Source organism: Paenibacillus pinihumi DSM 23905 = JCM 16419 (assembly GCF_000422505.1).
In the GTDB taxonomy this organism is placed as follows: domain Bacteria; phylum Bacillota; class Bacilli; order Paenibacillales; family Paenibacillaceae; genus Paenibacillus_D; species Paenibacillus_D pinihumi.
Map to the genome: position 1 here is coordinate 110,614 of NZ_KE383868.1, position 25,183 is coordinate 135,796.

Here is a 25,183-nt window from a genome sequence, read left to right on the forward strand (position 1 = left end):
CTCTGGGAGTTTAATAAGATTTGTGCGAAGTCATAATTCACACTTCAACACAAATCTTATTATTTTACATTACAAATCTTTACTTTACATTAAGAGTCCTGGGTGTGAAGGTGTTTTTACAGGAATTGATTTAATTGTTTTATTTCCAACACCTAACAAATCAGCTTGTATTACATATGCATTTCTGGGTGCATAAGGGTCAAGATATGCCGCTACAGCAAATGAACCATTTCTATGTGCACTAGTATCGTAATATTCGTAGCTTTTTTGTCCATTTTGAAAGGTTATATTCTTGACTGCACCATTTGACTTGTATGTGAAAATAGGTATCGTCCAGTTAACGCCTCCAAATACTGAAGATGAAATAAAGGCCAACACTTGAGTATCATCATTTTTACTTGCCTCCTTTACATACATAAAGTCGATACTTTCCTTCCAAGCGTATGTATAATTCACTTGGATATCAGTGACTTCTGTTGTCTTGCTAAAATTAGCATCATTAATAAAATTTTTAACAGCATCATAGACCTGAAGTGTAATATCAACCGGTGCAGACAATTTCGAAACTCCTGTTTTGACAACGGTGGTTACGAAATTCTGTGTTGCTGTCCCGATAGAATTAGTATTTCGTAGTATAATTCCTCCAGTATCCATAAGAGCTGAAGTCGAACCATTAGGTTCTGCAGTCAGATGTTGAACTTCATAAGTAACTCCGTTTTTTACCCAATTGCCTCTAAAACTTGACCAAATTATATTTTTCGCGTTAGGTGGTGTAGCTACATATGGTGTAATACCTAAGCCTTTATGCGCTGTAAGTTTCATTTTTTCGTGTACTTCTTGAGGTGTTAAAAATTCTACACCAAGAGACTCAAGTTTTTTGCCTAATTTATCAAACTCCAGAAGATAGCCTTCTTTTTGTTCTGTTAATACCTTTGCTCTCTCCGCATAAATTTGTTTAACTTGCTCTTCAATTGCATTGTTGACAAGATGAGGAGCAGCGTCTATTTCATTATTTGCGCTTACCACACCGGCTGAACCGAGTGCCAGTAAACAAATAATTAAGACACTCATCAACTGTCTCTTAGCGTTACACGTTCCTTTCAATAACCGATTTTTCATTAATCTAATCCTCCCTATAGTTTATTAGATGCCACTTCCTATTTAATTTGCAATATAGCAAAGGAAATGCTTAATTACTTGACTCTTGCGATTTCTAAAGACAAAGACTCGAAAAGGAACACGTGTAGCGTAGCAGGCGATCAAGCGGCATAGGCAGGGAGTTTGAGATGGGTGAGAATGTCGAATAAGGTTTAGAAAATTTCAAGGGCCAGATCATTTTTGCTCTTGAAGGACAGACGATGCTCCATGCAATAGGCTTCATAGAAGTAGGGATGGAAATCCCAAGAGTAGGAAGCGACTTCGCTGACTACATGAGCCGCTAAGACACAAAGATACCAACAGACTTGCCGACCTCGTGTGAATCAAGCTTCAGGGTGAATGGTTCAAGAAATTTGTCGTATTGCTCAGATGTCGTCTACCCCTGGCTGCTTGCTGGACTTGCGTAATATTTTTACGCCCGGCACAGAGAGTGATGCCGTGAACGAGGGTAAACATATGCCCGAATTGCGGTTTGGGTAATTCAAGTTTGAGGCTAGATGAACTTGACGATCCGCATTTAGAGGGATACCATGAGAATGGGACATCTCCGTTTGTTTTTCTGGAAATTGTTGATGAAAAACAATTTCTTCATCCAAGGTCGATGTCCTTCTTTATGTTATCCTCTCGACAAAGCTTCTAATTCCTTTGCCTTATCCAGATTTTGTCGACAGCGATTTTTTCTCAAAAATCAAGTTAATTATTACAAAATAGGATGAACATGTAACTTCTTAATAAATTCAATATAGAACTTAATACAACAAGCGACAACGAAAACTATATTGCGCTTTCCCGCAAAAATCGCAAATCATAAAAATAGCTTCAATATACAGGACTATACGTGTACAGTATCTTTGGGAGCCGCTGCAGATGAGCAGGCACTGGGGCTTGAGCTTGAGGTGGACGAATATGTCGCACCGTTCAGCATCATATTTCCGGAGACAGAGGAATCGACTTAACCAACCGTATCTATACAGATTTCGGCGTTGCGATGAAGAGCAAGACTCAGCCGGGCTATTACGCGTAAACAATCGGTAAATAAACAGATGCAAGGAGCGGCGCATGTACAGGTGCGCTGCTTTTTGCTTAGAGCATTAGAATCATTCACTTTTCAAGTTCATCGACCTGAGTGAATGTATCAATTATTTAATCGGGAAGATCAAGAAAACACTCATGCTATGAAGCCACACATATATTAGTGATGTAAGTCATTCAGCTTTAATTTGCTAAGAAGAGATGCCGAATTGTACTAAAACTAACAGAGACGATAGTTTTAAGAATGCCTTCGCACTACCATGGAAAAACCTGGACAATTGAGGTCTATTTTTTGTTTAACATAAGGAAACCCTACTATGCACCGATTGCATTATAAGTATATATATGGAATAATTCATTTTTGGTGGAAATTATATGCTGGAGGAGGTCGATTATAAGAACAAAAGTCGATTTTATCTTGTTCAAAGGAAATAAGTCAGAGGGAGTGGAATATGCTTAGGTTTACTATATTTGTTGTCATCTCACTCCTATTGTGGCTCTGTATTACCACTATGTATAATAGGATTGCATACATTGAACCTCCTAAATGGTATGAAACCACACATTTTAAAACAGCATGCTTATTTATTGTATATATTGTTACTTCATATTTTCTACTGGTGCACAAACGCAAATAAAAGAGTCATTATTCTTGAAACATGTTAATCTAAAATACAATCTGGAGGATGATACAAAAACTATTTATCCGCATTCGACTTCTTGCTTTATTATGTACGATAGTGACTATCCTAATCTTGCATTTTCTTCAGAAAAAATTGAAACCTATGATACATACGCTGGCCTTGCTATTAATGATTATAACTATAATGTAACGTTTAGAGAAATTAATAGCTTAGATATTTCTGGTGGAATTAAGGGAAGCTCCTGTAACGGGAACTTCCTTTGTTTGTTAGTGTGCCCAGAGATACGCGTTGTCTAGTTGGTGAAAGGCCAACCGAAGAAGGGGCCAAGCCATCTTCGAGCTAGGATACCTTCGTATGGCGAATTCTGTGCGTAGAAGCGTATCGACAAAAGTACATGTCAGAGACAGGGCGAGCAACTTGTCAGGCCGTAACATGAAGTGAATCCTGCCGCGTCGCCAAAAAGGCTTCGCAAGAAGGAAAAAGGTAGCAGAGTCCTGTGAAATTGAACGAAGGCCAAGGAAAGATAAAGGAGAACTTGGAATAATAGTGAAGAATTCTCCGGCGTAGAGGGAGCGGCATGGTAAGAAAGAGAACTGGAGAGACCCCCTGATTGTTTTGGATCATAGTCATGAAGGAAGTATATATGCAAGTGAAGCGATTTTATTATTACGATATGGATATTCTGGAAATTCTGATATAATCAATTTAACTGATTTTTAATTGGAGACTAATCATTGGGGGAGTTCTGCATTGAGGAATGGCGTATCCTACTTTAAAAATGTAAATGCATTTATTGAAGGTAATATTTCATTAAGAGACCCACAAAGAATCGCTCATAGAAAATTAAAAGAAAGTTTTGAGTCTGACCCAGATAATCATAAAATAATTGTACTTCCTACGGGTACTGGAAAAACAGGTACAATGGGATTGGCACCGTATGAAATCAGTGATGGGAGAGTTCTAATCATTACTCCAGGAAAAGTCATCCGCGAGGGGGTTTCTGATGAATTTGATACCAGAACACCATTTAATTTTTGGACAAAAAGAAAAGTAATCTTGGACGATACAAAGTTGCCTAATGTATACAGATATGCGGGCTACCAGACTGCTGCAGACAAAAGAAGAATTATGGGATACTTAAATAAATCAGATGTTGTTATAGCAAACATTCATAAAGTCTATAGTTCAACGTCCCGCAAAGCATTAGTAAATATTTTGGATTCAAATCATTTTGACATGATTATAATAGACGAAGCGCATCATTCGGCGGCAGACTCATGGTTAAAAACTTTGAAGCATTTTAATGCAAAAAAAATCGTGAAATTAACTGCTACACCTATTAGAGGCGACGACAAAGAAATAGATGGAGAAATTATATATAAGTATGAGCTTGCCGATGCTATTAAAGATGGATTAGTCAAAAATATTGTTGCAGAAGACTATACGACTGAGAAGTTAGAGTTTTTGGTTGATGGTCAGCTCGTTGATAAAGAAGCTGCATTAGAAGCTATGGATAAGAAATGGGTTACAAGATCTGTGGCCTATTCAGCTGCATGTAACAGAACTATTGTTCAAATGAGTATTAAAAGACTTAATGAAAAGCGACTTCAGGGACTCGCTCATCATCAAATTATTGCTGTTACTTGTGACATTGAACATGCCAAAGAAGTAAAGGCATTGTATGAGGAGTATGGTCTTAACTCCGCTGTTGTATCGAGCGATGACCCTGAAAATGCTGAAGATGTTATTATTGAGTATAAAAAGGGTCAACTGGATGTGGTAGTGAACGTTAATATGCTAGGGGAAGGTTTTGACCATCCTAATATAAGTATTGCGGCTATTTTTAGGCCTTTCAGGACTCTTGCCCCATATGCTCAATTTATTGGGAGGGCGTTAAGAAAGATTCATGAAGGTAATGATGCTATAGATAACATTTCCCATGTCGTATACCATAAGGAACTCGGTCTGGATAATTTGTGGTCTTTTTATACCGGACAACGGACAAAAGCAGAGAGAAAAAAAGTATTGGAATTAGAATATTATAGAGAACAGGGTACGAAACAAAATAGGGAAGTAGGAGAAGTAAATGCTCATGGAGAAGTAGTTATAAATACAAAGGAATTCCTTGCAGATGGAATTGCTAGTATATATCAAGATGAAATTCGTGAGAGCATAAGGTTGCAAGAAATGAAGATTCAGAATGTCGCTGATATGATGAAGGCAGCGGGACATTCGGAAAATGAAATAAATGAATACAAAGCTTCTCAAAATCGTAATTTAGACAGTGAAATTACTGAAAAAAGAAATAAACTTCGTGAAGAACTTATCCGTGAAGAATTGCATAAAATCCATAAAGAGGATATCATTACTCAAGTTGAAGAACTCTTTGGTGAAACAGGAGTTGACCCCAAAGGTAATGAATTACCTGGTAGAACAACCAGTGTATTCTTAAAAAGTGCTGGCACAAATGATGCTTATGTGATTAAATTCATTAATTCTTCACTTAAAAATAGGATTAAGCGTGGCATTGACGAGTGGGAAGCCTATGATTTTGAACAAGCTAGAATACTATTACCACAAATCATTAAAGCTATTCATGACAAAATTAGAAATCTGGAGGAATAGGCGATGATGGATGAAATTCATCAAGTTGCAAAGTTGTTAATGTATGATGGGCCTACAGTCACAGAACTAATGCAAAAAGCTATAGACCAAAATCATGAGTTTTCTATTTTAAAGAATGGAGATATAACGATTCTAACCATTGAGTCTACTGTAGCTTACAGCCTTAAAGTTACAGATAGGTATCATTTTAATTTTGAAGGCCAATTAATTATGCAAACCATTAATATGAATGGCAAAGAGCAAATTGTGTTTGATAAATATAAAGAGGCAACGCAGATATTGACGAAGCTGGAAAAGAAGAAAAGAAAGATATCTTAATTTGGAAATAGGGCGTCCAGAAGTCAGTTTTCACTGACTTTCTGGACATTTCTTTATACAATGCTCACATTTTACCGGGCAGTTAAACTACCAACTGCGTTATACTATAAATTGCTGTGTTTTTTTAGGCTTCAACAATCAGGAGGTTTCAAGTGTAACATGCCGTTCATTTATCAGTTTAAAAAAGGATGGAACGATCTGTCCTTGACAATCAAGTTGTTCTTTCTGGCCACGCTGTTATTTCAAATCGGAGGCGGGATGTTTTCCGTCTTATATAATCTGTACATTCAGGATTTAGGATACGATGATTCAATGAACGGGAGAATTATTAGCATCCAGTCATTCGCCACGGCATTAATGTTCATCCCGATCGGGATGCTCGGAGACCGGACAAGCCGCAAGCGACTGCTTATTATTGGCGCTTTGTTTAGCGGACTGGCCCTGGTTGGCCGGTCTTTTCTTGATTCATCCGCAAGCCTGATTTCATTGGCTGTGATGTCCGGTTTGTTCATGTCTATCTTTCAGGTGCTTGCGATTCCGTTTCTCGCGGCAGGAATACCTGTCCATCAGAGATTGCAGGTATTCAGCTATTATTCCTCGCTGGTGCTCGCATCCCAGGTGCTGGGCAGTATGGGCGGGGGCATGCTCGCAGACCTGTTTCAGGTATTTGGTTTGAGTTCTGTCACCAGTCTGCGGATTGTACTGGCAGCAGGAGGTGTAACAGCATTTGCGGCTTTCATCCCATTGCTCATGATTGTAGAGACTCCGAGAGAGAAAGTTCCTGAGCCCAAGCGGACTGTCCCGGCTCCAGCACAGCCGGCAGCAAAGGGCAACCGTTCAGACTTCAAGCTGATCGCCCAGTTCGGGCTCATTCAGCTCATTATCGGGACCGGGTCGGGGCTGGTCATTCCATATTTGAACCTGTATTTTACCAACCGGTTCTCGATTTCACTGAGCGCTGTCGGGCTCCTAATCTCGCTAGGGCAGATCATGACAATTGTCTCGATGCTCATCGGACCGTATTTGGCAGAGCGGGTTGGTTCTGTAAAGGCGGTTGTGTCGTTCCAGCTGCTGTCGCTGCCGTTCCTGTTGTTAACCGGGTCCACGAATGTTTTTGCAGTCGCGGCCATGGGCTTTCTGTTCCGTCAGGCTTTGATGAATGCGGCCAATCCTATCCAATCTGCGGTGCTGGTTGAACGTGTCTCGGAGAAGAGAAGGGGCATAGCCAATTCTGTCACCCAGACGGCCTTTATGCTGGGATGGGCATTTATGGGTCCCGTGCAGTCCAGTCTCGTAACCTCCAATGGTTATTATTGGGGTTACGCAATTACGTTCAGTATCACCGGGGTGTTATATGTCGGAGCTGCTGCCCTCTATTACATGATGTTCAGAAAGCCGAAGCAGCAAGCAGAGGAAAATTCGGTTTTGAGTGCATGAGGCAAATAGAAAATGCGCGAAATCCAGATTCGTAGACCAGTTGGAATCATCCCGCTGGTCTTTTTTCTATTTGAGGATTCGTTCGAGGGTTAGAAATTTGATTAATCATGCATAACATCTATTGTAATCATAGAAATGATAATATTGATCAATGATCTTTTCGCAGTATACAATCAAGGTGCTTAAGAAAATGAACTGCCAAGGAGGATGAAATCATGAGTCAGATGATCGCAGATATTAAGATTCCGGACAGCAAGCTGGCATTGGGGGCAGCCGAATTGCTCCGCGAGCATGGCAATGATCTATTGTGGAACCACTCTCACCGCGTATTTTTGTTTGGCGCCTTGCAAGGGAAAAATGCCGGGGTCAAATTCGACTCCGAACTGTTGTACATCAGCGCCTTGTTCCACGATTTGGGCTTGACCCGGCATTACAGCAGCCCGGATAAGCGCTTTGAGGTGGACGGTGCCAATGCCGCGCGCAACTATCTCCAGTCGAATGGCGTTCCGGCTGAATCGATCCAATTGGTATGGGATGCGGTAGCCCTTCATACGACGATCGGGATTGCCCAGCATAAAGAGGCAGAGGTTGCGCTCATTTATTCGGGTGTCGGTTATGATGTAATGGGAGAGAATTTTGACAGTCTCACCGAGGACATTCGGGGACAGGTTGTTAAGGCGTACCCGCGAGACAATTTCAAGCAAAAGATTTTGCCAGCTTTCCTTGAGGGCTTCAAGCATAAACCAGAGACGACCTTCGGCAATATTAAAGCCGATGTCTGCGCCATGCTGCTGCCGGGATTCCAAAGAACGAACTTCTGCGATTGTGTCCTGCATTCTCCCTGGAACGAATAGTGACGGGGGCAGAAATAACATCCAAAACAGTGGGTGTTTTTTCTGCTTTCATCATAGGGGCGGGAATAGATCAGAACTTATTGAAACAGCTCAATTTTGAGGGGGATGTCAAATGGAAATCAGACAACTGGAATATTTTATGGCGGTATGCAGGGAGCTCCATTTCACCCGTGCGTCCGAGCAGTTAGGGGTTACCCAGCCAACGCTCAGCCATCAGATCAAGGCATTGGAGACGGAGATCGGGATGCCTTTGTTTGACCGGATCGGCAAGAAGACGGCTTTGACAGAAGCGGGCAGCATTTTATTCAAGCACGGGACACATATTTTTCAGAGCATTCAGAGTGCCAAGGAGGAGATTCATGAATTGCGGGAGGTGAAGAGCGGCAAGCTGGCCATCGGCGTATTGAAAGGAGAGCTGGGGATGCTTGTTTCTGCTACACTGTTTGCCTTTCATCAGCAGTATCCGGACATTCAAATTACAGTCGTCGGCAAGGACGATATGGTAGAAGGCATCATTCAGAATGAAATCGATATCGCCCTGACGATTGTGCCCATTCATGACGACAGATTGACGATTGTTCCGTTGTACGAAGAAGATTTGTATTTGACGGTGTCACACCGGCACCCGCTGGGAGCCAAGAACACGATTGATTTGGAGCAGGTCAAGGATGAGCCGTTCATTATTTTTCCGAAAAATTATCAATGCCGCCAGCAGATCGATGCAGCGTTTAAGCAGATTGAAGCACCTCTGCAGCCAATCATTGAAACGGATGCGACGGAGTCTATTTTGAAGTTAGTACAAGCGGAGGCCGGAGTATCGATATTATCCAAAACGCTGCTCCATATGTGGGGGAATGAGCAGATCCGCATGATCAAGATTGAGAATCCGCCCGTACGCAGGCAGATCGGGCTTGTCTACCATAAGGAAAAATATATCGGCTTCGCGGCGCAGCAATTTATCCGCCTGCTCAAACGCACCATTGTGGATCAGGGCCTAAGCCAGGCTGATGCATAGATGCCATCTATTCTATGATAGAAATTTCATTATTGATTAGAAGGATTGAAATTGTATACTTTAGTAAACAGATCAAGCTTCAGGAAATAAGGGAGGCAAGCGAATGGCAGAGGACAAGTATATTGATTTAAGCCATATTATTGAAGACGGATTGGTCACGTACAAAGGGCTTCCTGCGCCAATTATTTGTGACTATTTAAGCCGCGAAGCATCCAAGGCGATGTATGAAGAAGGAACCGAGTTCCAGATCGGGAAGATTGAGATGGTCTCCAATACCGGGACTTATATTGATACGCCCTTCCACAGATATGCAGACGGGAAGGATCTGTCTGAGATGGAGCTGACGTCTTTCGCTGGTCTGGAAGCGATTGTTATCCGGGCTGAGGAGCATTCACCCCGGATTGATGAGCAGCTGTTCCACGGCCAGGATGTCCGGGGGAAAGCAGTACTGGTACATTCGGGATGGGACAAGCACTGGAATACCGAGCAGTATTATGTCCATGCGCCATACTTGACGGAAGCCGCCGCCGCTTACTTGCGTGATCAGGGAGCAGCACTCGTCGGTATTGATTCTTTTAATATTGATGATACTTCCGGCAAAGGAAGGCCGGTTCATACCATTCTGCTCGGAGAGGGCATTCCGATTGTGGAGCATCTTTGCAATTTGCAGCTTCTTCCGGATGCGGGCTTTACGTTCTACGCGGTTCCTCCAAAAATAAAAGGGATGGGGACCTTCCCGGTTCGGGCATTTGCAGCATTAAAAGTATAGATTGTATTTTATTTCCTTGTCACATATAATGGGAATATCTTAAAGAAATGGTGGGATCGATCGTTTTGATGAAAAATAGGTTTCAGACAACAGTTGCCATCTAAGGCTTAACTGAATAACGCTCTTCGCAAGTCCGCAGGAGTCTGGCGTTCATGGAACGCAGGCTTGATTTCACCTGCCATTGCCAGAGCTTGTCTGATAATGAAACCTATGGATCATCATAGCTGAGGATCGATTATTATCGCAGGCATCCGTCTGTGTATAGTTGTCTATGCCCAAGAAGCCATGAGTGAACATTGTTCATTCATGGCTTTTTTGCGTTCTCGTTTACTTTAAGCGACTAGTTTCATACATATCAGAGGGGGATATCAGCGTGGAATCGAATCAACTTAACAAGCAGTCCTGGAATACGGGAGCCTATCAGGCATGGATGAATCGTTTTGGACCGCCATGCGAAGCGGTAAAGAAAATTAAAGAAAACCCGGGTAAGAGAATCGGCAAAGCCCTCCAGTATATGGGGGATATCAAGGGCAAGAGAATTGTCAATTTGCTGGGTTCAAACGGCAATAAGGCTGTTGCGCTGGCACTAATGGGTGCCGAGGTTACGATTGTCGACTTTTCAGTTGAGAATAAAGCCTACGCAGATGAACTGGCGGCAGCGGCAGGAGTAAGAGTGGAGTATGTTGTAGCAGATGTCATGCAACTACCGGAGGAACAAGTGCCCAACTCCTATGATGTCGTGTTTATGGAATTCGGGATCTTGCATTATTTTCTCGATCTGAAGCCGCTGTTTGAGATTGTCAGCAAGCTTCTGCAGCCGCAGGGCGTGCTCATTCTTCAAGATTTTCACCCGGTCTCGACCAAGCTGATTTGTTCCAGGGGAACGACGGCCAACATCCGCAAGCATAAGGTAACTGGGAATTATTTTGATACGGCGCTTCAGGAGAAGGAAGTCGCATTCTCCAAGTTCCTGCAGGCAGCACAACAACCTGTCCAAAAGGTACAGCTTCGCAACTGGACGATGGGCGAAATTATAACGGCGGTTGCCCATAACAGCCTGTATATTCGGACACTGGAGGAACTTCCTAATGAATCGTCGGAAACCTTTGATGTGGGTATTCCGAAGACCTTCACCATCGTAGCGGAAAAAATCTGAATCCCGGAACAGAAAGTTATCGGCCCCCGTCTTGATTAAGGCGGGGGCTCTTACTCGTTATAAAATCAATTAATTAGATGAACAATTGGCTACGAAAGTCGAGGAAGAGTCATAGACTTGTGCTCATAGGAATGGGTCAATGAAAGAGTCCCATTACGACATAGATTAGGAGGGTAAGTCATACAGCTTGGCTACAGTATTATCCAATCTTCCTCGCAACAATGAAATATTCCTGAGAGCTTTTCTTCAAGCAGTCTGTCTCGACAATCGAAAAATCACCTTTTTCAATGGTATCGACCAAATGACGTATTTGAAATGATCGTATATGTGGCACTAAACCAGCTTTAGCTGCAAGGAATAACATGTTTCTAAGAAAGAACTTTTCTCCCACGCATGGTGTTGCAGAAATGAATAATCCACCTGGCTTCAGCAGTTCATTTATTCTTTGCAGAGCGGCAGGTTCATCTTCCAGCAAATGCAGAACATGAAAGGCGAGGATGACATCAAATGAGCCTTTCTTATGCCCCTCATCAAAAATGGTCGCATGAGCATAGTTGATATTTGCAATGTTTCGCTCCTTTGCCTTTTGATCTGCAATTGCGATCATATTAGAGGATATATCAATCCCATGAATCTCTTTCACATATTCTGCAATTACATTCGATATCAATCCAGTCCCGCAGCCGTAATCCAAGACGATGTCGCTTTCCTTGAGATGCGATGCCGTTCTTTTTATGATCTGGTTGTAAGTCTGTTCATCTTTCTTCTCTAATTGATCATATTTACTTGCTGTTTTGTCCCAGAAGCTTTCCGGGTTACTCATTCAGTTACACCTTCTTCCTGGAGCATTCATCTTAATGGGGGGATAGCATCCAGTTTCGCCTGGTCGAATCCTTTCAGGATGAGCCATATCGCCAAAACTAATTGTTGAGAGGCAATTAGAAGGTTTAATATCATGTAGGTTTCATCCAGTCCGATGAAGCGTATCATAAATAACAGGCTTGCTAAGATGGACAATATAGACCCGATAAGACCCGACACGGACAGCCAGCGCGGAACTAATTTGGTTTGGTAAAATTGGAAGTTAAACAGAAACATGGCCAAAGCAAATGCCAGTGTGGTGGCTACATGGTTGACTAAGTCACGTCCTTCCCGCAACAATCCGCCAACAGTCTGAAAATACGAACCATTCAAAGCCACAACCTTTGCGAATTCATGGCTTAATGCCAATAGCAACAGAAGAATGATGACTCCAATAATAATGAACACGCCCGCAATGATACCAAAAGCAACAGATCCAAGAGCTGCACCTTTTTGATGCTTGCTTAGAATCGGATACAGAAAAATAGGGATTCCAACATAGGAAACAACCATTAGTAACTGCGAGAACGCTCCTATTTGTATCTGATTCGTATTTGCAGAAGCGTTGGCAAGGTAGTCTGCTCCATCGATAACAGGAACAACACTAAATACGCCTGTAATCAACCCGGCTATGAATAACACCCCAATAATGAATGCTGACCTGTTCCTCTTCCTCACCATATGAACCTCCTTGCAATACATGCCCTTGGCGGTTGGTTGCGGGTTGCAAACCTCACCCAACTTTGTCCGCATGTTATTGTTTATCATCATATTGAAATACTTCTTCGATAGGCTTGCCGAACACACGCGCGATGCGAAAAGCCAACTCCAATGAAGGCGAATAATTTCCTTTCTCGATCGCTACAATTGTTTGTCTGGTGACCCCGGCCCTATCTGCTAATTGCTGCTGGGTCATCTCGTTATGATGAAAACGAAGAATCCGTATTTGATTGCTGATCGCATCCTTTCCCATGTCAAACTCCTTTTCTATAAAAGTATAATTGAGCGATCCGTCCCAGCAGGTCGGATAAAAAACCGAATACAATCAGTAAAAGAAATGTGAAGTAGGTTGGAAGATCGGTAACGAGCGGAATCATGGCTAATATAAACCCGATGAAAAACACATGAAGCGAAATCCGGTCAGCTCTCAACTCGATAATCTTATCCAGCTCATCTTCAAAAGAAGGCTCATCTTCGTTCGCGGCGATTTTATTGAAGATGACAAACCCGATATGAATGATAATCTTGGCTACAATGGACACCGGGAGCAGTACCAGAATGAAGGAGCCCCAAAAACTAAAGTCGCTGGCTGAAGTGATGCTGCCTTCCTCGGCATTATTTACCGCGTATATAGTGTAGAGGGTGAAGATGAGTAAACTGCTAATGATCGAAACAAAAACCTTTTTCTCTTGATAGGACATAGTAGCCTCCTTATTTAAATGTAATTTCCATAATGTAAAATAAACTATACATAATGTAATTAAAACTGGATTTCTTGTCAAGTTTATTTTACATTACACTTCTGCTGTCTTCATATAAAACGGTTCACGCACCAAGGACGGAGCGGGAGCTGATTTGACTTATCTTTTATTTATACCCAACGAGGTACATCGGCCGACATGCTGCCGATTCGGCCTAACGGCATAAAAGTGCAGGAGGCGGAGGCGGTGCCGGGTCCATGATTTGTGTGTGTACAGGCTGGCTCCAGGAATCGGAAAAGTTGACAACTCTAACAACTTCCACTATATTTAATACCCATAGGGGTATATGTATAATAAACTCCTTCAAAATTTGCGTCAATCAGCAGCATTTCGTAGCGCAACCTTGCTGTTGTACAAGTTACAATGAATCCATTTAAATGACGGAGGTACACAAAATGTCAACACAAACACATATTCAAGCGAACAAAACATTGGATTGCCAAGGGCTGGCTTGCCCGATGCCAATCGTCCGAACCAGGAAAGCGATGGATGAGCTGGAGCCGGGGCAGGTCATTGAAGTGCAAGCGACGGATAAAGGGTCACTGGCGGACCTGAAAGGCTGGGCTCAGCATACAGGCCACCACTATCTGGGGACTGTGCATAACGGAGAGTTAATGAGGCATTTTATTCGGAAATCAAGCCCGCAGGAGCTCAAAGCGGAACAGATGCATCCGCTCACAGTGACCGGGCAGCAACTGGAGCAAAAGCTGGCTGCCAATGTGGGGCTCACCGTTTTGGATGTCAGAGAGCCCGCAGAATATGCATTCAACCACATCTCTGGCGCACTATCCATCCCATTGAATGAATTGGAATTGCGCATCGGGGAATTAGCTTCGGATGAAGAAATCCATGTAGTATGCCGGACAGGGTATCGCAGCGATCTGGCCTGTCAGTTGCTTGCCGGCAAGGGATTCAAGCAGGTAATTAATGTGGAAGCAGGCATGAACGGATGGACAGGTTCAACCGAACAAGCTTAAGTAGAGGAGGAACACATAACTATGACGAGCACGAATTCAATCCTTCCAATGACAGCAGCAGAGCTGACCCGCAAGGTGCTCCAAAGGGAGAAGCTGCTTATTCTCGATGTCCGCAGCGAGAGTGACTTTCGCAAATGGAAAATCGAAGGGGAGCAAATCGATAGCATCAACATCCCTTACTTTGAGCTTATGGATGATGTGGAGCCAGCCCTGGAACAAATTCCGACCGAAGAACCCGTGCTTGTCGTTTGCGCCAAAGAAGGCTCCTCCATATTGGTTGCCGGACTATTAGCAGAAGCAGGCCGGGATAATGTGTACTATTTGCAGGGCGGAATGAAAGCGTGGAACGAGCATGTGGAGCCTGTGAAAGTTGGAGATTTGACGGGTGGAGGCGCAATCTACCAGTTCATCCGCATCGGCAAAGGCTGTCTGTCCTATATGATCATCTCGGGAAAAGAAGCTGCTGTTGTTGACGCTCCACGGATGACGGAGGTATTCGAGCAATTTGCCGGGAAGCAGGGAGTCATGATCAAACATACGGTGGATACGCATTTGCATGCGGATCATATTTCCGGAGGAAGGAAGCTGGCTGAGCCGTACAAGGGCACGTATTGGCTCCCTCCAAAGGATGCAGTTGAAGTTAACTTCGACTACACCCCGCTGGAGGAAGGGCAAACGATTCAGTTGGGCTCTGCGGTTATTCGCATGGAGGCGCTATACTCGCCGGGGCATACTATCGGCAGCACATCTCTTATTATCGATGACCACTACCTGCTGACCGGAGACAGCTTGTTCATCGAGTCTATCGGACGTCCCGATCTGGCCGGACAAGCGGAAGACTGGGTAGAGGATCTTAGAGAGACATTATACGGCCGCTTCAGGCAGTTGTCCTCCGAAATGGTCATCTTACCTGCACATTTCGGCCATCCATCTGAACTGGGGGATGAGGGCAAAGTTACTGCAACTCTTGGAGAGTTGTTCGAGAGTAACCGGGGACTAAACATTGTGGATGCTGCCGAATTCAGACGTCAGGTAACGGACTATCTGCCGGAGCAGCCCAACGCCTATCAGGAGATCCGGCAGACGAATATGGGCCTCAAATATCCGAGCGATGAAGAGCAGCGCGAAATGGAGACTGGCCCCAACCGCTGTGCGGTTCATGACCGCTAGCAGTTGCAAGGAGGCGGATATATGGATATCCCTCTGATCATGCTTATGCTGCTGCTCGGCGCAATCGGCTCGTTCTTCTCCGGGCTGCTTGGGATCGGCGGGGCCATTATCAATTATCCGCTGCTGCTCCTGGTTCCCGCGGGCCTTGGCCTCGCACAGTTTTCCGCACAGGAGGTATCGGCAATCAGCATGTATCAAGTATTCTTCTCCTCATTAGCCGGTATCGTGGCGATGCGAAAGCAAGACGGGCATAAGGTTTTTCATCAGGGACTGATTCTCTATATGGGCAGCAGTATCTTGCTCGGCAGTCTTACTGGGGGTATGGCCTCACGTTTTCTGAATGAAGAAGTGATACACATGGTGTACGGAGTATTGGCAGCAATCGCCGTCCTATTAATGCTGATTCCAGTGAAAGGGCAGCAGGAAGAGGCAGGAGGCACGGTTGTCTTTCACATTCCGCTTGCTGTAGCAGTTGCCTTTGCAGTGGGCATCGTATCCGGTGTAGCAGGTGCCGGCGGCGCATTTATTTTAATCCCGGTCATGCTGGCCGTGCTTAAGATCCCGGCTCGCATGGCGATTTCATCATCCCTTGCAATTGTTCTTATTTCCTCATTTGGCGGTGTCATCGGCAAGCTGGCGGCAGGCCCAATCCCCTTATGGCCGACTGTATTCGTTGTTGCAGGCAGTCTTCTCGGGGCAACAATGGGCTCCAGAGTCAGCTCTATATTAGACGTGCGGTACTTGCGTTATGCACTCCTGATATTAATTGCGGCTTCAGCCGTGAAGATATGGGCATCCATTGTATAACGCCATTGCAAAGACGCATCAGTCGATGACTATTTTGCAGTTCTTATATATAAAAAAAACAGGAGGGACAGCAGATGGAAGGAACGGGGAATAAAACAACCATCATATTATTTAGCGGAGACCTGGATAAAGCGATCGCTGCATTCATTATAGCAAATGGAGCAGCTGCTTATGATCATGAAGTGACGATTTTCTTTACCTTCTGGGGGCTGAATACATTGCGGAAGGATGAAGCGGTCCGAACAAACAAAGGGCTGCTGGAAAAGGTATTCGGATGGATGATGCCGCGTGGGGCACAGCGCCTGGGATTATCCAAGATGAACATGGCCGGAATGGGGCCCCGGATGATCAAGCATGTCATGAAGAAGCATAAGGCATTGTCATTGCCTCAGCTCATTGAACTGGCACAGGAACAGGGGGTACGTCTCGTTGCATGTACAATGACGATGGATTTGCTTGGACTTAAGCAGGAAGAACTGCTGGACAGTATGGAATACGGGGGTGTGGCTGCTTATCTGGGCGATGCCGCAGACGGCAGAGTGAATTTGTTTATTTAATGGTGTACCTTTTTATTTTTTGCCTTATAATATACCCATACCTGTATAAGTGAATTGGGAGGGGAAATAGATGGCGTATCAATATACAACTGAAATGAAAACGAGACTGAGGAGAATCGAAGGTCAGGTGCGCGGCGTGCTGCGGCTCATGGAGGAGGAAAGCTCCTGCAAGGATGTCATCAGCCAGCTATCCGCGGTTCGGAATGCGTCAGACAAGGCCATTGCACAAATCGTAGCCGAAAATTTGAAGCAATGTGTGCTGGAAGAGCAGCAATCCGGAGGCGATATGGATAAAGTCGTGCAGCAGGCAATTGAATTGCTGGTGAAGAGCCGCTGATCTCTGCATGCATATCTGAGTGATAAGCAGTGAATGGCAAGGCATCCTTGCGAGATAAAACAGGCTGTTCCATGAATGGAATGGCCTGTTTGCTGTGTCCATGATTGAACATCCAATGTAAAATTAGACAATTTCATTCTTTTAGGCATATTAGGAGTGGTATTCCGCGTACAAATTTCAAGGTACTGGACTTCGCCATCAACCAAGTTGATGAGAAACCAATTTAACAATCCAAGCCTGGATTATAAAATCAAGGTGAGCACAAACGGAGATCGTATAGGTGCTGCAGCATTAAGAATATATTCAACATAAATTCAATAACTTCAATCATGCCGAGAGGCTAATATCCTGACCTTTCAAATACTCCCCTTTAGTGGGCGGTGTGAAAGTTGTTCATCCAGTCCTTCCCTCACATGCTGGGATTAGGCGGCTTTTGCAACAACAGCCGGGCTATTCATCTGATGGGAACGGCCTGTTGGACAGATTCCGTCCTTCCTTCTTCTGTGCTTCACTGGATAATTTACCTTTCGCTGGCGCACAGTAAGGACCAGAAGGAGATGGCGAAATGGACAATACGGCAAAAAATCTGCCCTGGTGGCAGCTTTCTTTATTTGGTGTCGGCTGTACGATCGGCAGCGGATTTTTCCTTGGCTCCAGTCTGGCAATCCGCAAGAGCGGGTTGTTTGTGCTGCTGCTTTTTTTGCTGGCTGCCGTTGCGACGCTTTTTGTCTATGAGGCTCTCGCCCAAATGACGATGAATAGTCCCCAAAAGGGCTCCTTCCGCACCTATGCCAAAGAAGCCTATGGGCGCTGGGCAGGCTTTGGGATGGGGTGGACCTACTGGTGCTCGGAAATTCTTATAATCGGCAGCACACTGACTGCGCTTGGGCTGTTCTCCCGGTTCTGGTTTCCCGGCCTTCCGCTATGGATGTTCACAGCCGGATATGCTGTACTGGGCCTCGGTGTTGTTATATTGGGGAGCAAGGGTGTCAATAAGGCGGAGAATTTCTTTGCCATAATCAAAATTGCCGCCATCTTGATGTTCATTGTAGTGGCTGTCTTCGGATTAGTAAGGGGTACAGGCAAATGGAGCACGCTCTACAGTTCTTCGGCATGGCTGGGCGAAGGCTGGCTTGGCTCGTGGAAGGGGCTGCTGTATGCGTTCTATGCCTTTGGCGGGATTGAGGTCATGGGCTTCATGGCAGCAGATTTGCGGGAGCCAAAGGATGCGCTGAAGGCTGGGAGGTTTATGCTGCTGGGTGTAACCGTACTTTATGTGCTGACCACCGGACTTTGCCTGCTGTTTGTCAGCCATGAGAAGGTTGTTCATTCTAAAAGCCCGATTGTGGCTGCCCTGGAAGTAATGGGCCTTCCGGTTATCGTACATATCATCAATGCCGTCATGATTATTGCCGGATTTTCTATACTGGTTGCCTCCCTATACGCCGTATCAACAATGCTGGTGACGCTGGCAAAGGACAAGGATGCCCCGCAATGGCTTGCCGTAACCAAAGGAAAACGGGAGCTCCCCCTGTATGCGCTCGCCATCAATTCATTGGGATTATGCGTCTCCATCGTCCTGGCGCTGCTGCTGCCCAAGCAAATCTTTGAGCATATGACGACTGCCGCCGGACTGGTCATTTTATATACGTGGCTGTTTATTCTGGCTTCGTATCTGAAGCTGCTGAAGCCGGGAGCCGGCGGCTGGGTTAAATCGTGCACCGCCATGCTGTTCATTGCCGCAGCAGTTGGGGGCATACTGCTGGAGAGCTCGGGTCGCCCGGGTTTTTGGTCCAGCCTTCTGATTATCCTTGTGATCGGCCTGATTACATTGTTCATGCAGCATATATGGAAACGCCAAGAGGCGCAATAACAGCAGCTCTTGGCGTTTTTTGTGCTTTGGGACAAGTGGTGCCAAAATGGCTTGACATACAGTTTAAATAATCTTACTTATGAAACATGCTGCTTAGCACCTTAAACTTGTTTTTCATCCGGGTAAACGGACACTTGGACGGAATGCTCTCATCGTCCCTCAGAAAGTATTGCTTCCATTCCTGGTTGTCCTCCTGTCCATACCATTTCAACGAAGGATGCACCGGTATTCCGTCGTACTCTACAAGTTTCTTGCGAATAAGCTTTTTCATATTGCGGCCAAAAGCTGTGGAATCGTTAATTTCCTCAAATACCCATCTGGGCTGAAAGGCAATTGTAAAATGCGGAGTGTGCCGGCTGCGCCGCTGCTGATGGGCAGGGGTGCCGCAGAAGGCAAAGTACGGGTGTCCGTCAAAGCAAAATTCCCATGAGGGATGGGACGGATCTGTCGAAATATGCTCTGGCCAGGGGACCTTATCCACCTCGCTGACACGGTTCATTATCGACCAGAACAGCTGCTCATAATCTTCAATCGATGAAGAAGCAAGCTCCGCCGGAGTTTCGCACATAATGACCAGGGAGGCGTACTTTCCCGTATCGCGTGAGCATTCGCCATATTGCTGCAGCAACGAAGCAACATCTGTGATGGCTTGTTCGCTTCTGGGGTCGGCAGCAAAGCCAAAACGCAGCTGATTGGATAAGAAACCCTGTCTTCCGGGAATGCAGGGATAGGTTCCACCGGGGTCGGCAATCATGCCGGAGAATTGTGCAAAGGCATCCTGCTGCCACTGCGGCAGCTCGGCCAAATGCTCGTCAAGCCATGCTTTCGTCAACAACTGGGCCATTTCATTGAATCCCCCTTGCTAGTATAAGAACATCTTATGCCGCAAGGGAAAATGGGTGAAAGCCGTGGAAACAGGAGCGGAAGGCAATTGGAGCCGAAGCGTCATTCAGGGCTTAAGCCTTGTGGTTACTTCTTGAGTCTTCAGCCGAATAGCTGAATATATGCCTTATACCCGAAGTATGCGCCAAAACCAAGCAGGCAAACGGCAGCCGAAGCAGATATAAAGCGTAATGTCTTAGGGCCTGCAAAGCGGTGAAAGGAGCTGGCCAGGGTAGCCATCACCACATCCCATAGGAGGATGCCGGCGAAAATGCCAAGACTGTGGAGCAATATCGACAGCATCCCGGAGCTCTGCATGCTGCTGGCCAGGATAGAGCCGTAAATGCCCAGCCAAAACAGGATGTTGAGCGGATTCATAAGGGCCATCATAAAGCCGGAGCGGAATGAGTTGGCGCCAGACAGCGGCTGCCCGGATGGTGTTTCCGGCGGTACCTTCAAATTGTTCAAGGTCTCGATACCTGTGTAGATGAGAACAAAGCAGCCAAATGTCCAAAGAAAGGTTTTGACAAAGGGCGTGTCCAGAAAATGCGCCAGTCCGAAATAAATAAGCAGCATATAGACAACATCGGCACACATGGCGCCCAGTCCGACCAGCCACGCATGCATGAAGCCAAAACGCGCGCCGCGGTCAAGCTGGGCCGCATTGATCGGGCCGATTGGCGCAGATAGCGAGATGCCAAGCACCACGTAGGTCATGAAGGTATTCATCGACATCGCTCCTTGAATGAAGAATGAAGGTGTACAAGTCACTGTCATTGTATTCAAGGGGAATGCCTGTTAGAAGCCGTTACAGGATATCAACCGCTATTGGCGTACAATTATAGCCGTTGCAGGCACTCTCGGCACAAGGGCAGGCGGAGACGGCCACGATCAAATCCATTTCGGCACGAAGCTCAATATAATCGCCCGCTCTGGACAGCGGACGCTCGACACGGACAGCGCCGTCAGAATCAACAATTGTATTCATGAACAAATTAAACGGAATATGCTGAGCTGCAGCCGGAATGCCGAATTGGGCCAAAGCCTGATTCAGATTATGAAAGCAGCTCACGTGGTCTTTCTTGTTGTATAACACTTCATACATTTCGGGGCGGCAAGCAGGCAGCAGCAGATCATGTCTGCCTACCACATCACTCAGGATTGTAAAAAGAGGGCGGTATCGTGTGGAGTAAATGATATCGCCCGGCTTCAAATTTTTGCTGCGCACCGTATCCAGGGTTACACCGGGATCAAGCCGCTCTTTGGCGTCGTGAGCATTGAAGGCTACAAAGTCTGCCACCTGTTCACCTTCCACATCGGTAATGCGTACCGTCTGCCCTTTCATCAGCTTGAAGCTTAGCCCTTCAGTAGCCGGGATGTGCCAATGTTGACTGTTCATAAGGGTCCTCCTTACCAATCTAATCGTATAAATTAGTATGGTACAACATCGACAAGGCATACGCTGCCGGATATAAAGCAAACAGGGAAGGTTACGCCATCGCCTTTTGCTTCCATGCGCCCCGGGACGGAGGAAAATATCGACCGGGACTGATTCAGGAAGAGGGATCATGAACAGAAAAACAATGAATAACCCGGCAGCGGCAGATAAACCCTGCCCGGCTCTTTGAAGTGGAAAAATCAGGTTTGGGGAATCGGGGCAGAGCTGTCCTGGGCCACAGCGTATTTCAATGCTAATGAATGAGTTCCTGCGGCGCTTTTTGTTATCCGGATAGTGGCTATGCGAATATTTTACAATGGAAGAAAAAAGCATTATAGTTAAGCTGTTATTCACTGCCCGCATTATAACCCAAAATCCTGGAGGTGCTGCTTTTGTTACAGCCTATTGCCTCGCACCCGTATGTCAAGATTGAAAGGGGAATCAGTTCACATAGTCAGGATACGATAGTCCATGAGCGGGTTATTGATTTGTACGAGACCAAAATCACAACCTGCCACCGTGAATTCCCCATTGGCGAAGTCTACGATATGTCATTCCGCAGGTTAGGGAAGGAAGGCGGATTTTTGTACCTGCACACTAATCAGGGTGTGTTTCCCTATACGGTCAAAGATAATCCCGTCGCACTTATTCAGGCTTTCAAGCAGCTTATAGATAACATAAATTTCTGAGCAATAATGTGTGGCCGCCTTTCCGCATCATGTCCTCTTCGTTTCCACGGACGACACTCCATTCATCAATTTTCTTCTCCAGCCGTTATCAGGATAAACCGGCAAGTCTCAACCCATAATAATGGGCATACATTCGACGTGCCTGGAGAGAAGCTGCATGGAAACCTTTCTCATTATTTTCTGCTTATTGGCCCTTATCGGCTTGTCTAACATTCTGAACCGTATTATGCCCGCCATACCCGTACCGCTGTTTCAGGTTGCGCTGGGTGCCTTGTTCGCGGCTTTCCCGACAGGCATTTACCTGGATCTGGAGCCGGAACTGTTCTTTATCCTGTTCATTGCGCCTCTGCTCTATAATGACGGGATGAGAACTCCACGAGAGGAACTCTGGAAACTTAGAGGTTCAATACTAGCTCTGGCAGTCGGACTCGTCTTTGCAACGGTATTGCTCGGCGGTTATGGCATTCATGCGATGGCGCCCGCAATTCCGTTATCCGCGGCATTTGCCTTGGCAGCGATTCTCTCGCCTACCGATGCAGTAGCGGTCGGTGCACTCTCCGGCCGGATCAAGCTGCCGAAGGGGATTCTCCGTCTGTTGGAGGGGGAAGCGCTCATGAATGACGCTTCCGGGCTTGTTGCATTCAAGTTTGCTGTAGCTGCTACCCTTACCGGTGTATTCTCGCTGCCCAAAGCTGCGCTCAGCTTCATCGTAATTGCTGTCGGGGGGCTGTTGTGTGGAGTCGTTCTGTCTGTCTTGCGCATGATTCTGGTGAAGTCTGTGCTGCGCCGTCTGGGGATTGAAGATGTGACGATGCGGATGCTGATTCAGATTTTGACACCTTTTGCTCTTTATCTTGTTGCGGAGGAAATCGGCGTGTCCGGTATTCTTGCCGTAGTGGGCGGAGGCTTGTTTCATGCCTTCGCCCGGGACAGGATGGAACCGGCCATGACAAAGTTCCGGGTCGTATCGAGCAGTACATGGACAGTCCTATTATTTATACTGAACGGGCTGGTCTTTCTTATTATGGGATTGCAAATCCCGGGTGTTACCATGGCGGTGCTGAATGATCCGAAGCTGGACAACTTTCAGGCGATCGGCTATGTCGCAGTGATTACAATTGGACTGTATGGGCTGCGCTTTGTCTGGGTGCATCTGTTCAATACCTTTGTGCTGAAAATTAAACCCGGCCAATCCTCCTGGGAGACGTCCTTGCTGACCTCGCTGTCCGGGGTGCGCGGAGCAGTCACCTTGGCCGGTGCATTATCTATACCGCTCGTTTTACAGGATGGGACGCCGTTTCCCCAGCGTGATCTGATGATTTTCCTGTCGGCATGGGTCATACTGGCAACACTGCTAATCGCCAGCACTGCGCTTCCACTCTTTGTCCGAAGAGAGCGGAGTCATGGCGAGGAAGATATGCGATTGACAGAACGGACGGGACAGATCCGCCTGCTGGAGATGACCATTCAGGCACTCAAGGAAGAAATCAATGCCGAGAACCGGAAAGCCGTCCTGTCGGTCATTGCGGACTACCAGGGGAAGCTGCTTCAATTCCAGTCACAGCCTGAGGCAGCCGGGCGCTGTGTGTGGCAGGACTCCTATAAGCGTGTCCAACTGCTTGCACTGGAGACTGAAAGGCAGGAAATGGAGAGGCTGCTGAATGCCGGGGAGATTGAGCCTGAGGTAGCCCGTGCATTTGAGAAAGTACAAGCCCACACAGAGGTGCTCATTCTCGGCGGTCGCTTCCAATGGGTGGTCAAAACGCTGCAATTGGCGCTGAGGAAGCTATGGCGAAGACTGCTGGGCGCGAGTCCGAAGGAATGGGGAGAGCGCACGGCACATGCCTTGAAGAAATTAAAGGTCAAAACCTCCAAAGCAGCGATTATGAAGCTGAAGCCGCTCATCAACGAAGAGGAGCCTTGCGTTGTGCTGTCGGTAATTACGTTCTACCATAAGGCAATGGACCGTATCGAATGCAGCCTGACATCTTCCGAGCAGCAGGAGGAATTTGAGGACCGGAAACGGGATATGGAGTTCAAGGCGATCCAGATGCAGCGGGATGGGCTGCAAAAGCTCTATGCTGAGGGGGATGTGTCGCTGACAACGCTCAATAATCTTCGATATTTTGTGAATACGATGGAGGCTGCAATTACCGAGGAAGAGGAGCTTGAATAGCGGCAGAAGGCTGCAATTTTCACTTGCCTTAATAGAGTCCGAATTTTCCGAGAAGCTGTTTATACGTTTCCGTATCCACTGGCTCCTTGGTCATTTCACCATTCTTCCATACTGTGAAGCTGGATTCTGTCAATGTCATGCTGCCGTCCTTCGTGAGTTGTGTGACTAACGGTTTTTGGTTGAATTTGGAACCGGGATGCTCCGCAATAATTTGCTGAACCTTGTTCACTTCCCGAAGGTCGGGCAGGACCGACTTGGAATCAAAGGCGTAGCCCAGCTTCCAATCCGTATCCTTATGCTTCAGCTTCAATTCCAAAATATGATCCCCATGCTCCGTCCCGGCTTTCCGGACCCGGAACTCTCCATTATAAGAAAATACGGGTGTGCCCGAGAATGGAATTGGACGCAGTGCCAGATTGCCGCCAAAGCCTGTATCGACGAGATAGCAATCATCGTTGCGGGTAAGTATAATTGTCACATGGGTTCTGCCGGATAACGCAAAATGCTGTGAAGCATGGTCATATACGCTGCCCCGTGTAAGTTGCACATCAAAACCATTTTCCAGGAGAACAAAGTATAAGAGCGTATTGAGCTCATAGCATAGCCCGCCCTCCCGGCGAGCAATAATTTTGTTCATCAGGCTGGCCAGGGTTATTTCCCTGGTGCCGTGTGCAAGCAGACTGATATTTTCAAAAGGAATAGCCCATGCAGCAGCTTCGAGAACGTCGCTTAATTCGTCAAACGTTATGCTGCTGCCGGACCGGCCGATTCTGTGCAAAAATTGTGAAGTAAGGGCGTCCATTCGCATAACCTCCTATTGACATGACTTATCAAAATCATATTAAAAATGGGCAGTCCGCATGCTTCATTCAAGCACCCGAACTGCCCTTATTGTATGGAACGGTGAACCAATAAGCAATAGCCCCT

General features: G+C 46.0%; 25 protein-coding genes. 16 read left to right on the forward strand and 9 right to left on the reverse strand.

All coding sequences use genetic code 11. From position 1 onward, the window contains the following. Positions 1–84: 84 nt before the first annotated feature. Positions 85–1,119 (reverse strand): hypothetical protein, encoded by a 1,035-nt coding sequence (locus H583_RS0128085; protein WP_028563387.1) that lies wholly within the window; start codon positions 1,117–1,119, stop codon positions 85–87. A gap of 1,723 nt (positions 1,120–2,842) precedes the next feature. Here H583_RS0128085 and H583_RS36925 point away from each other — a divergent pair. From H583_RS36925 to H583_RS0128130, 8 genes are all read left to right on the forward strand, one after another. After that, entirely contained in the window at positions 2,843–3,130 is a 288-nt protein-coding gene (locus H583_RS36925) for a hypothetical protein (protein WP_154666022.1), read from the forward strand. A 454-nt stretch (positions 3,131–3,584) separates the two neighbouring features. Then, on the forward strand, positions 3,585–5,459 hold the full coding sequence (locus H583_RS34585; RefSeq protein WP_051237159.1) for a DEAD/DEAH box helicase: 1,875 nt from the start codon (positions 3,585–3,587) through the stop codon (positions 5,457–5,459). A 3-nt stretch (positions 5,460–5,462) separates the two neighbouring features. Further along, positions 5,463–5,777 (forward strand): hypothetical protein, encoded by a 315-nt coding sequence (locus H583_RS0128105; protein WP_028563388.1) that lies wholly within the window; start codon positions 5,463–5,465, stop codon positions 5,775–5,777. A gap of 159 nt (positions 5,778–5,936) precedes the next feature. Beyond that, positions 5,937–7,214: an MFS transporter gene (locus tag H583_RS34590; RefSeq protein ID WP_036711351.1), complete on the forward strand. Its 1,278-nt coding sequence runs from the start codon at positions 5,937–5,939 to the stop codon at positions 7,212–7,214. 215 nt (positions 7,215–7,429) lie between these two features. Next, positions 7,430–8,068, forward strand: coding sequence for an HD domain-containing protein (locus H583_RS0128115; protein WP_028563389.1), 639 nt, complete (start codon positions 7,430–7,432; stop codon positions 8,066–8,068). 112 nt (positions 8,069–8,180) lie between these two features. Then, positions 8,181–9,083, forward strand: a complete 903-nt coding sequence (locus tag H583_RS0128120; RefSeq protein WP_028563390.1) for a LysR family transcriptional regulator — start codon at positions 8,181–8,183, stop codon at positions 9,081–9,083. Between the two features lie 103 nt (positions 9,084–9,186). Further along, positions 9,187–9,852, forward strand: a complete 666-nt coding sequence (locus H583_RS0128125) for a cyclase family protein (RefSeq protein ID WP_028563391.1) — start codon at positions 9,187–9,189, stop codon at positions 9,850–9,852. A 373-nt stretch (positions 9,853–10,225) separates the two neighbouring features. Then, positions 10,226–11,008: a class I SAM-dependent methyltransferase gene (locus H583_RS0128130; protein ID WP_028563392.1), complete on the forward strand. Its 783-nt coding sequence runs from the start codon at positions 10,226–10,228 to the stop codon at positions 11,006–11,008. A 199-nt stretch (positions 11,009–11,207) separates the two neighbouring features. Here H583_RS0128130 and H583_RS0128135 read toward each other — a convergent pair whose 3' ends face one another. From H583_RS0128135 to H583_RS0128150, 4 genes are all read right to left on the reverse strand, one after another. After that, the gene (locus H583_RS0128135) at positions 11,208–11,831 is read right to left on the reverse strand and encodes a class I SAM-dependent methyltransferase (RefSeq protein ID WP_028563393.1); all 624 of its coding nucleotides are present in this window, start codon (positions 11,829–11,831) and stop codon (positions 11,208–11,210) included. A 26-nt stretch (positions 11,832–11,857) separates the two neighbouring features. Then, the gene (locus H583_RS0128140; protein ID WP_028563394.1) at positions 11,858–12,550 is read right to left on the reverse strand and encodes a DUF4386 domain-containing protein; all 693 of its coding nucleotides are present in this window, start codon (positions 12,548–12,550) and stop codon (positions 11,858–11,860) included. Between the two features lie 73 nt (positions 12,551–12,623). After that, positions 12,624–12,842, reverse strand: coding sequence for a helix-turn-helix transcriptional regulator (locus H583_RS0128145; protein WP_028563395.1), 219 nt, complete (start codon positions 12,840–12,842; stop codon positions 12,624–12,626). Between the two features lies 1 nt (position 12,843). Next, on the reverse strand, positions 12,844–13,290 hold the full coding sequence (locus tag H583_RS0128150) for a hypothetical protein (RefSeq protein ID WP_028563396.1): 447 nt from the start codon (positions 13,288–13,290) through the stop codon (positions 12,844–12,846). A 455-nt stretch (positions 13,291–13,745) separates the two neighbouring features. On the opposite strand from H583_RS0128150, the gene H583_RS0128155 reads away from it, so the two are divergent. The 6 genes from H583_RS0128155 (at position 13,746) to H583_RS0128180 (ending at position 19,071) form a co-directional block, all read left to right on the forward strand. Continuing rightward, a complete protein-coding gene (locus H583_RS0128155) occupies positions 13,746–14,327 on the forward strand; it encodes a sulfurtransferase TusA family protein (protein WP_028563397.1) in 582 nt (193 codons plus the stop codon). Between the two features lie 21 nt (positions 14,328–14,348). Next, positions 14,349–15,497: an MBL fold metallo-hydrolase gene (locus H583_RS0128160; RefSeq protein WP_028563398.1), complete on the forward strand. Its 1,149-nt coding sequence runs from the start codon at positions 14,349–14,351 to the stop codon at positions 15,495–15,497. Positions 15,498–15,518: 21 nt separating this feature from the next. After that, entirely contained in the window at positions 15,519–16,304 is a 786-nt protein-coding gene (locus H583_RS0128165) for a sulfite exporter TauE/SafE family protein (RefSeq protein ID WP_028563399.1), read from the forward strand. A gap of 74 nt (positions 16,305–16,378) precedes the next feature. Then, positions 16,379–16,861: a DsrE/DsrF/DrsH-like family protein gene (locus H583_RS0128170; RefSeq protein ID WP_028563400.1), complete on the forward strand. Its 483-nt coding sequence runs from the start codon at positions 16,379–16,381 to the stop codon at positions 16,859–16,861. Between the two features lie 70 nt (positions 16,862–16,931). Continuing rightward, on the forward strand, positions 16,932–17,198 hold the full coding sequence (locus H583_RS0128175) for a metal-sensitive transcriptional regulator (RefSeq protein ID WP_028563401.1): 267 nt from the start codon (positions 16,932–16,934) through the stop codon (positions 17,196–17,198). A 565-nt stretch (positions 17,199–17,763) separates the two neighbouring features. Further along, on the forward strand, positions 17,764–19,071 hold the full coding sequence (locus tag H583_RS0128180; protein ID WP_028563402.1) for an amino acid permease: 1,308 nt from the start codon (positions 17,764–17,766) through the stop codon (positions 19,069–19,071). A gap of 73 nt (positions 19,072–19,144) precedes the next feature. Here the strand turns inward: H583_RS0128180 and H583_RS0128185 are convergent, their stop codons facing one another. The 3 genes from H583_RS0128185 to H583_RS0128195 all read right to left on the reverse strand — a co-directional run bounded on the left by H583_RS0128185 (position 19,145) and on the right by H583_RS0128195 (position 21,352). Continuing rightward, the gene (locus H583_RS0128185) at positions 19,145–19,915 is read right to left on the reverse strand and encodes a YqcI/YcgG family protein (RefSeq protein ID WP_028563403.1); all 771 of its coding nucleotides are present in this window, start codon (positions 19,913–19,915) and stop codon (positions 19,145–19,147) included. 140 nt (positions 19,916–20,055) lie between these two features. Beyond that, positions 20,056–20,682: a LysE family translocator gene (locus H583_RS0128190; RefSeq protein ID WP_028563404.1), complete on the reverse strand. Its 627-nt coding sequence runs from the start codon at positions 20,680–20,682 to the stop codon at positions 20,056–20,058. Positions 20,683–20,761: 79 nt separating this feature from the next. Further along, a complete protein-coding gene (locus H583_RS0128195; RefSeq protein WP_028563405.1) occupies positions 20,762–21,352 on the reverse strand; it encodes a DUF1989 domain-containing protein in 591 nt (196 codons plus the stop codon). A 431-nt stretch (positions 21,353–21,783) separates the two neighbouring features. On the opposite strand from H583_RS0128195, the gene H583_RS0128200 reads away from it, so the two are divergent. Together H583_RS0128200 and H583_RS0128205 are read left to right on the forward strand one after the other, a co-directional pair. Next, complete coding sequence (locus H583_RS0128200) at positions 21,784–22,080, forward strand: hypothetical protein (RefSeq protein ID WP_154666023.1); 297 nt, start codon at positions 21,784–21,786, stop codon at positions 22,078–22,080. 157 nt (positions 22,081–22,237) lie between these two features. Next, on the forward strand, positions 22,238–24,256 hold the full coding sequence (locus H583_RS0128205) for a Na+/H+ antiporter (protein WP_028563407.1): 2,019 nt from the start codon (positions 22,238–22,240) through the stop codon (positions 24,254–24,256). 28 nt (positions 24,257–24,284) lie between these two features. Here the strand turns inward: H583_RS0128205 and H583_RS0128210 are convergent, their stop codons facing one another. Next, positions 24,285–25,058: an arylamine N-acetyltransferase family protein gene (locus H583_RS0128210; RefSeq protein ID WP_028563408.1), complete on the reverse strand. Its 774-nt coding sequence runs from the start codon at positions 25,056–25,058 to the stop codon at positions 24,285–24,287. Positions 25,059–25,183: the final 125 nt, after the last annotated feature.

What these genes read in the sequence shown, in the direction of transcription:
- H583_RS0128125 (WP_028563391.1), top strand. Translation starts at nt 9,187, where the DNA reads ATGGCAGAGGACAAGTATATTGATTTAAGCCATATTATTGAAGACGGA.
- H583_RS0128115 (WP_028563389.1), top strand. Translation starts at nt 7,430, where the DNA reads ATGAGTCAGATGATCGCAGATATTAAGATTCCGGACAGCAAGCTGGCA.
- H583_RS0128180 (WP_028563402.1), top strand. Translation starts at nt 17,764, where the DNA reads ATGGACAATACGGCAAAAAATCTGCCCTGGTGGCAGCTTTCTTTATTT.
- H583_RS0128105 (WP_028563388.1), top strand. Translation starts at nt 5,463, where the DNA reads ATGATGGATGAAATTCATCAAGTTGCAAAGTTGTTAATGTATGATGGG.
- H583_RS0128170 (WP_028563400.1), top strand. Translation starts at nt 16,379, where the DNA reads ATGGAAGGAACGGGGAATAAAACAACCATCATATTATTTAGCGGAGAC.
- H583_RS0128135 (WP_028563393.1), bottom strand. Translation starts at nt 11,831, where the DNA reads ATGAGTAACCCGGAAAGCTTCTGGGACAAAACAGCAAGTAAATATGAT.
- H583_RS0128085 (WP_028563387.1), bottom strand. Translation starts at nt 1,119, where the DNA reads ATGAAAAATCGGTTATTGAAAGGAACGTGTAACGCTAAGAGACAGTTG.
- H583_RS0128205 (WP_028563407.1), top strand. Translation starts at nt 22,238, where the DNA reads ATGGAAACCTTTCTCATTATTTTCTGCTTATTGGCCCTTATCGGCTTG.
- H583_RS0128165 (WP_028563399.1), top strand. Translation starts at nt 15,519, where the DNA reads ATGGATATCCCTCTGATCATGCTTATGCTGCTGCTCGGCGCAATCGGC.
- H583_RS0128190 (WP_028563404.1), bottom strand. Translation starts at nt 20,682, where the DNA reads ATGAATACCTTCATGACCTACGTGGTGCTTGGCATCTCGCTATCTGCG.
- H583_RS0128195 (WP_028563405.1), bottom strand. Translation starts at nt 21,352, where the DNA reads ATGAACAGTCAACATTGGCACATCCCGGCTACTGAAGGGCTAAGCTTC.
- H583_RS0128160 (WP_028563398.1), top strand. Translation starts at nt 14,349, where the DNA reads ATGACGAGCACGAATTCAATCCTTCCAATGACAGCAGCAGAGCTGACC.
- H583_RS0128140 (WP_028563394.1), bottom strand. Translation starts at nt 12,550, where the DNA reads ATGGTGAGGAAGAGGAACAGGTCAGCATTCATTATTGGGGTGTTATTC.
- H583_RS0128210 (WP_028563408.1), bottom strand. Translation starts at nt 25,058, where the DNA reads ATGGACGCCCTTACTTCACAATTTTTGCACAGAATCGGCCGGTCCGGC.
- H583_RS0128155 (WP_028563397.1), top strand. Translation starts at nt 13,746, where the DNA reads ATGTCAACACAAACACATATTCAAGCGAACAAAACATTGGATTGCCAA.
- H583_RS0128185 (WP_028563403.1), bottom strand. Translation starts at nt 19,915, where the DNA reads ATGGCCCAGTTGTTGACGAAAGCATGGCTTGACGAGCATTTGGCCGAG.
- H583_RS34590 (WP_036711351.1), top strand. Translation starts at nt 5,937, where the DNA reads ATGCCGTTCATTTATCAGTTTAAAAAAGGATGGAACGATCTGTCCTTG.
- H583_RS0128145 (WP_028563395.1), bottom strand. Translation starts at nt 12,842, where the DNA reads ATGGGAAAGGATGCGATCAGCAATCAAATACGGATTCTTCGTTTTCAT.
- H583_RS0128120 (WP_028563390.1), top strand. Translation starts at nt 8,181, where the DNA reads ATGGAAATCAGACAACTGGAATATTTTATGGCGGTATGCAGGGAGCTC.
- H583_RS0128150 (WP_028563396.1), bottom strand. Translation starts at nt 13,290, where the DNA reads ATGTCCTATCAAGAGAAAAAGGTTTTTGTTTCGATCATTAGCAGTTTA.
- H583_RS0128175 (WP_028563401.1), top strand. Translation starts at nt 16,932, where the DNA reads ATGGCGTATCAATATACAACTGAAATGAAAACGAGACTGAGGAGAATC.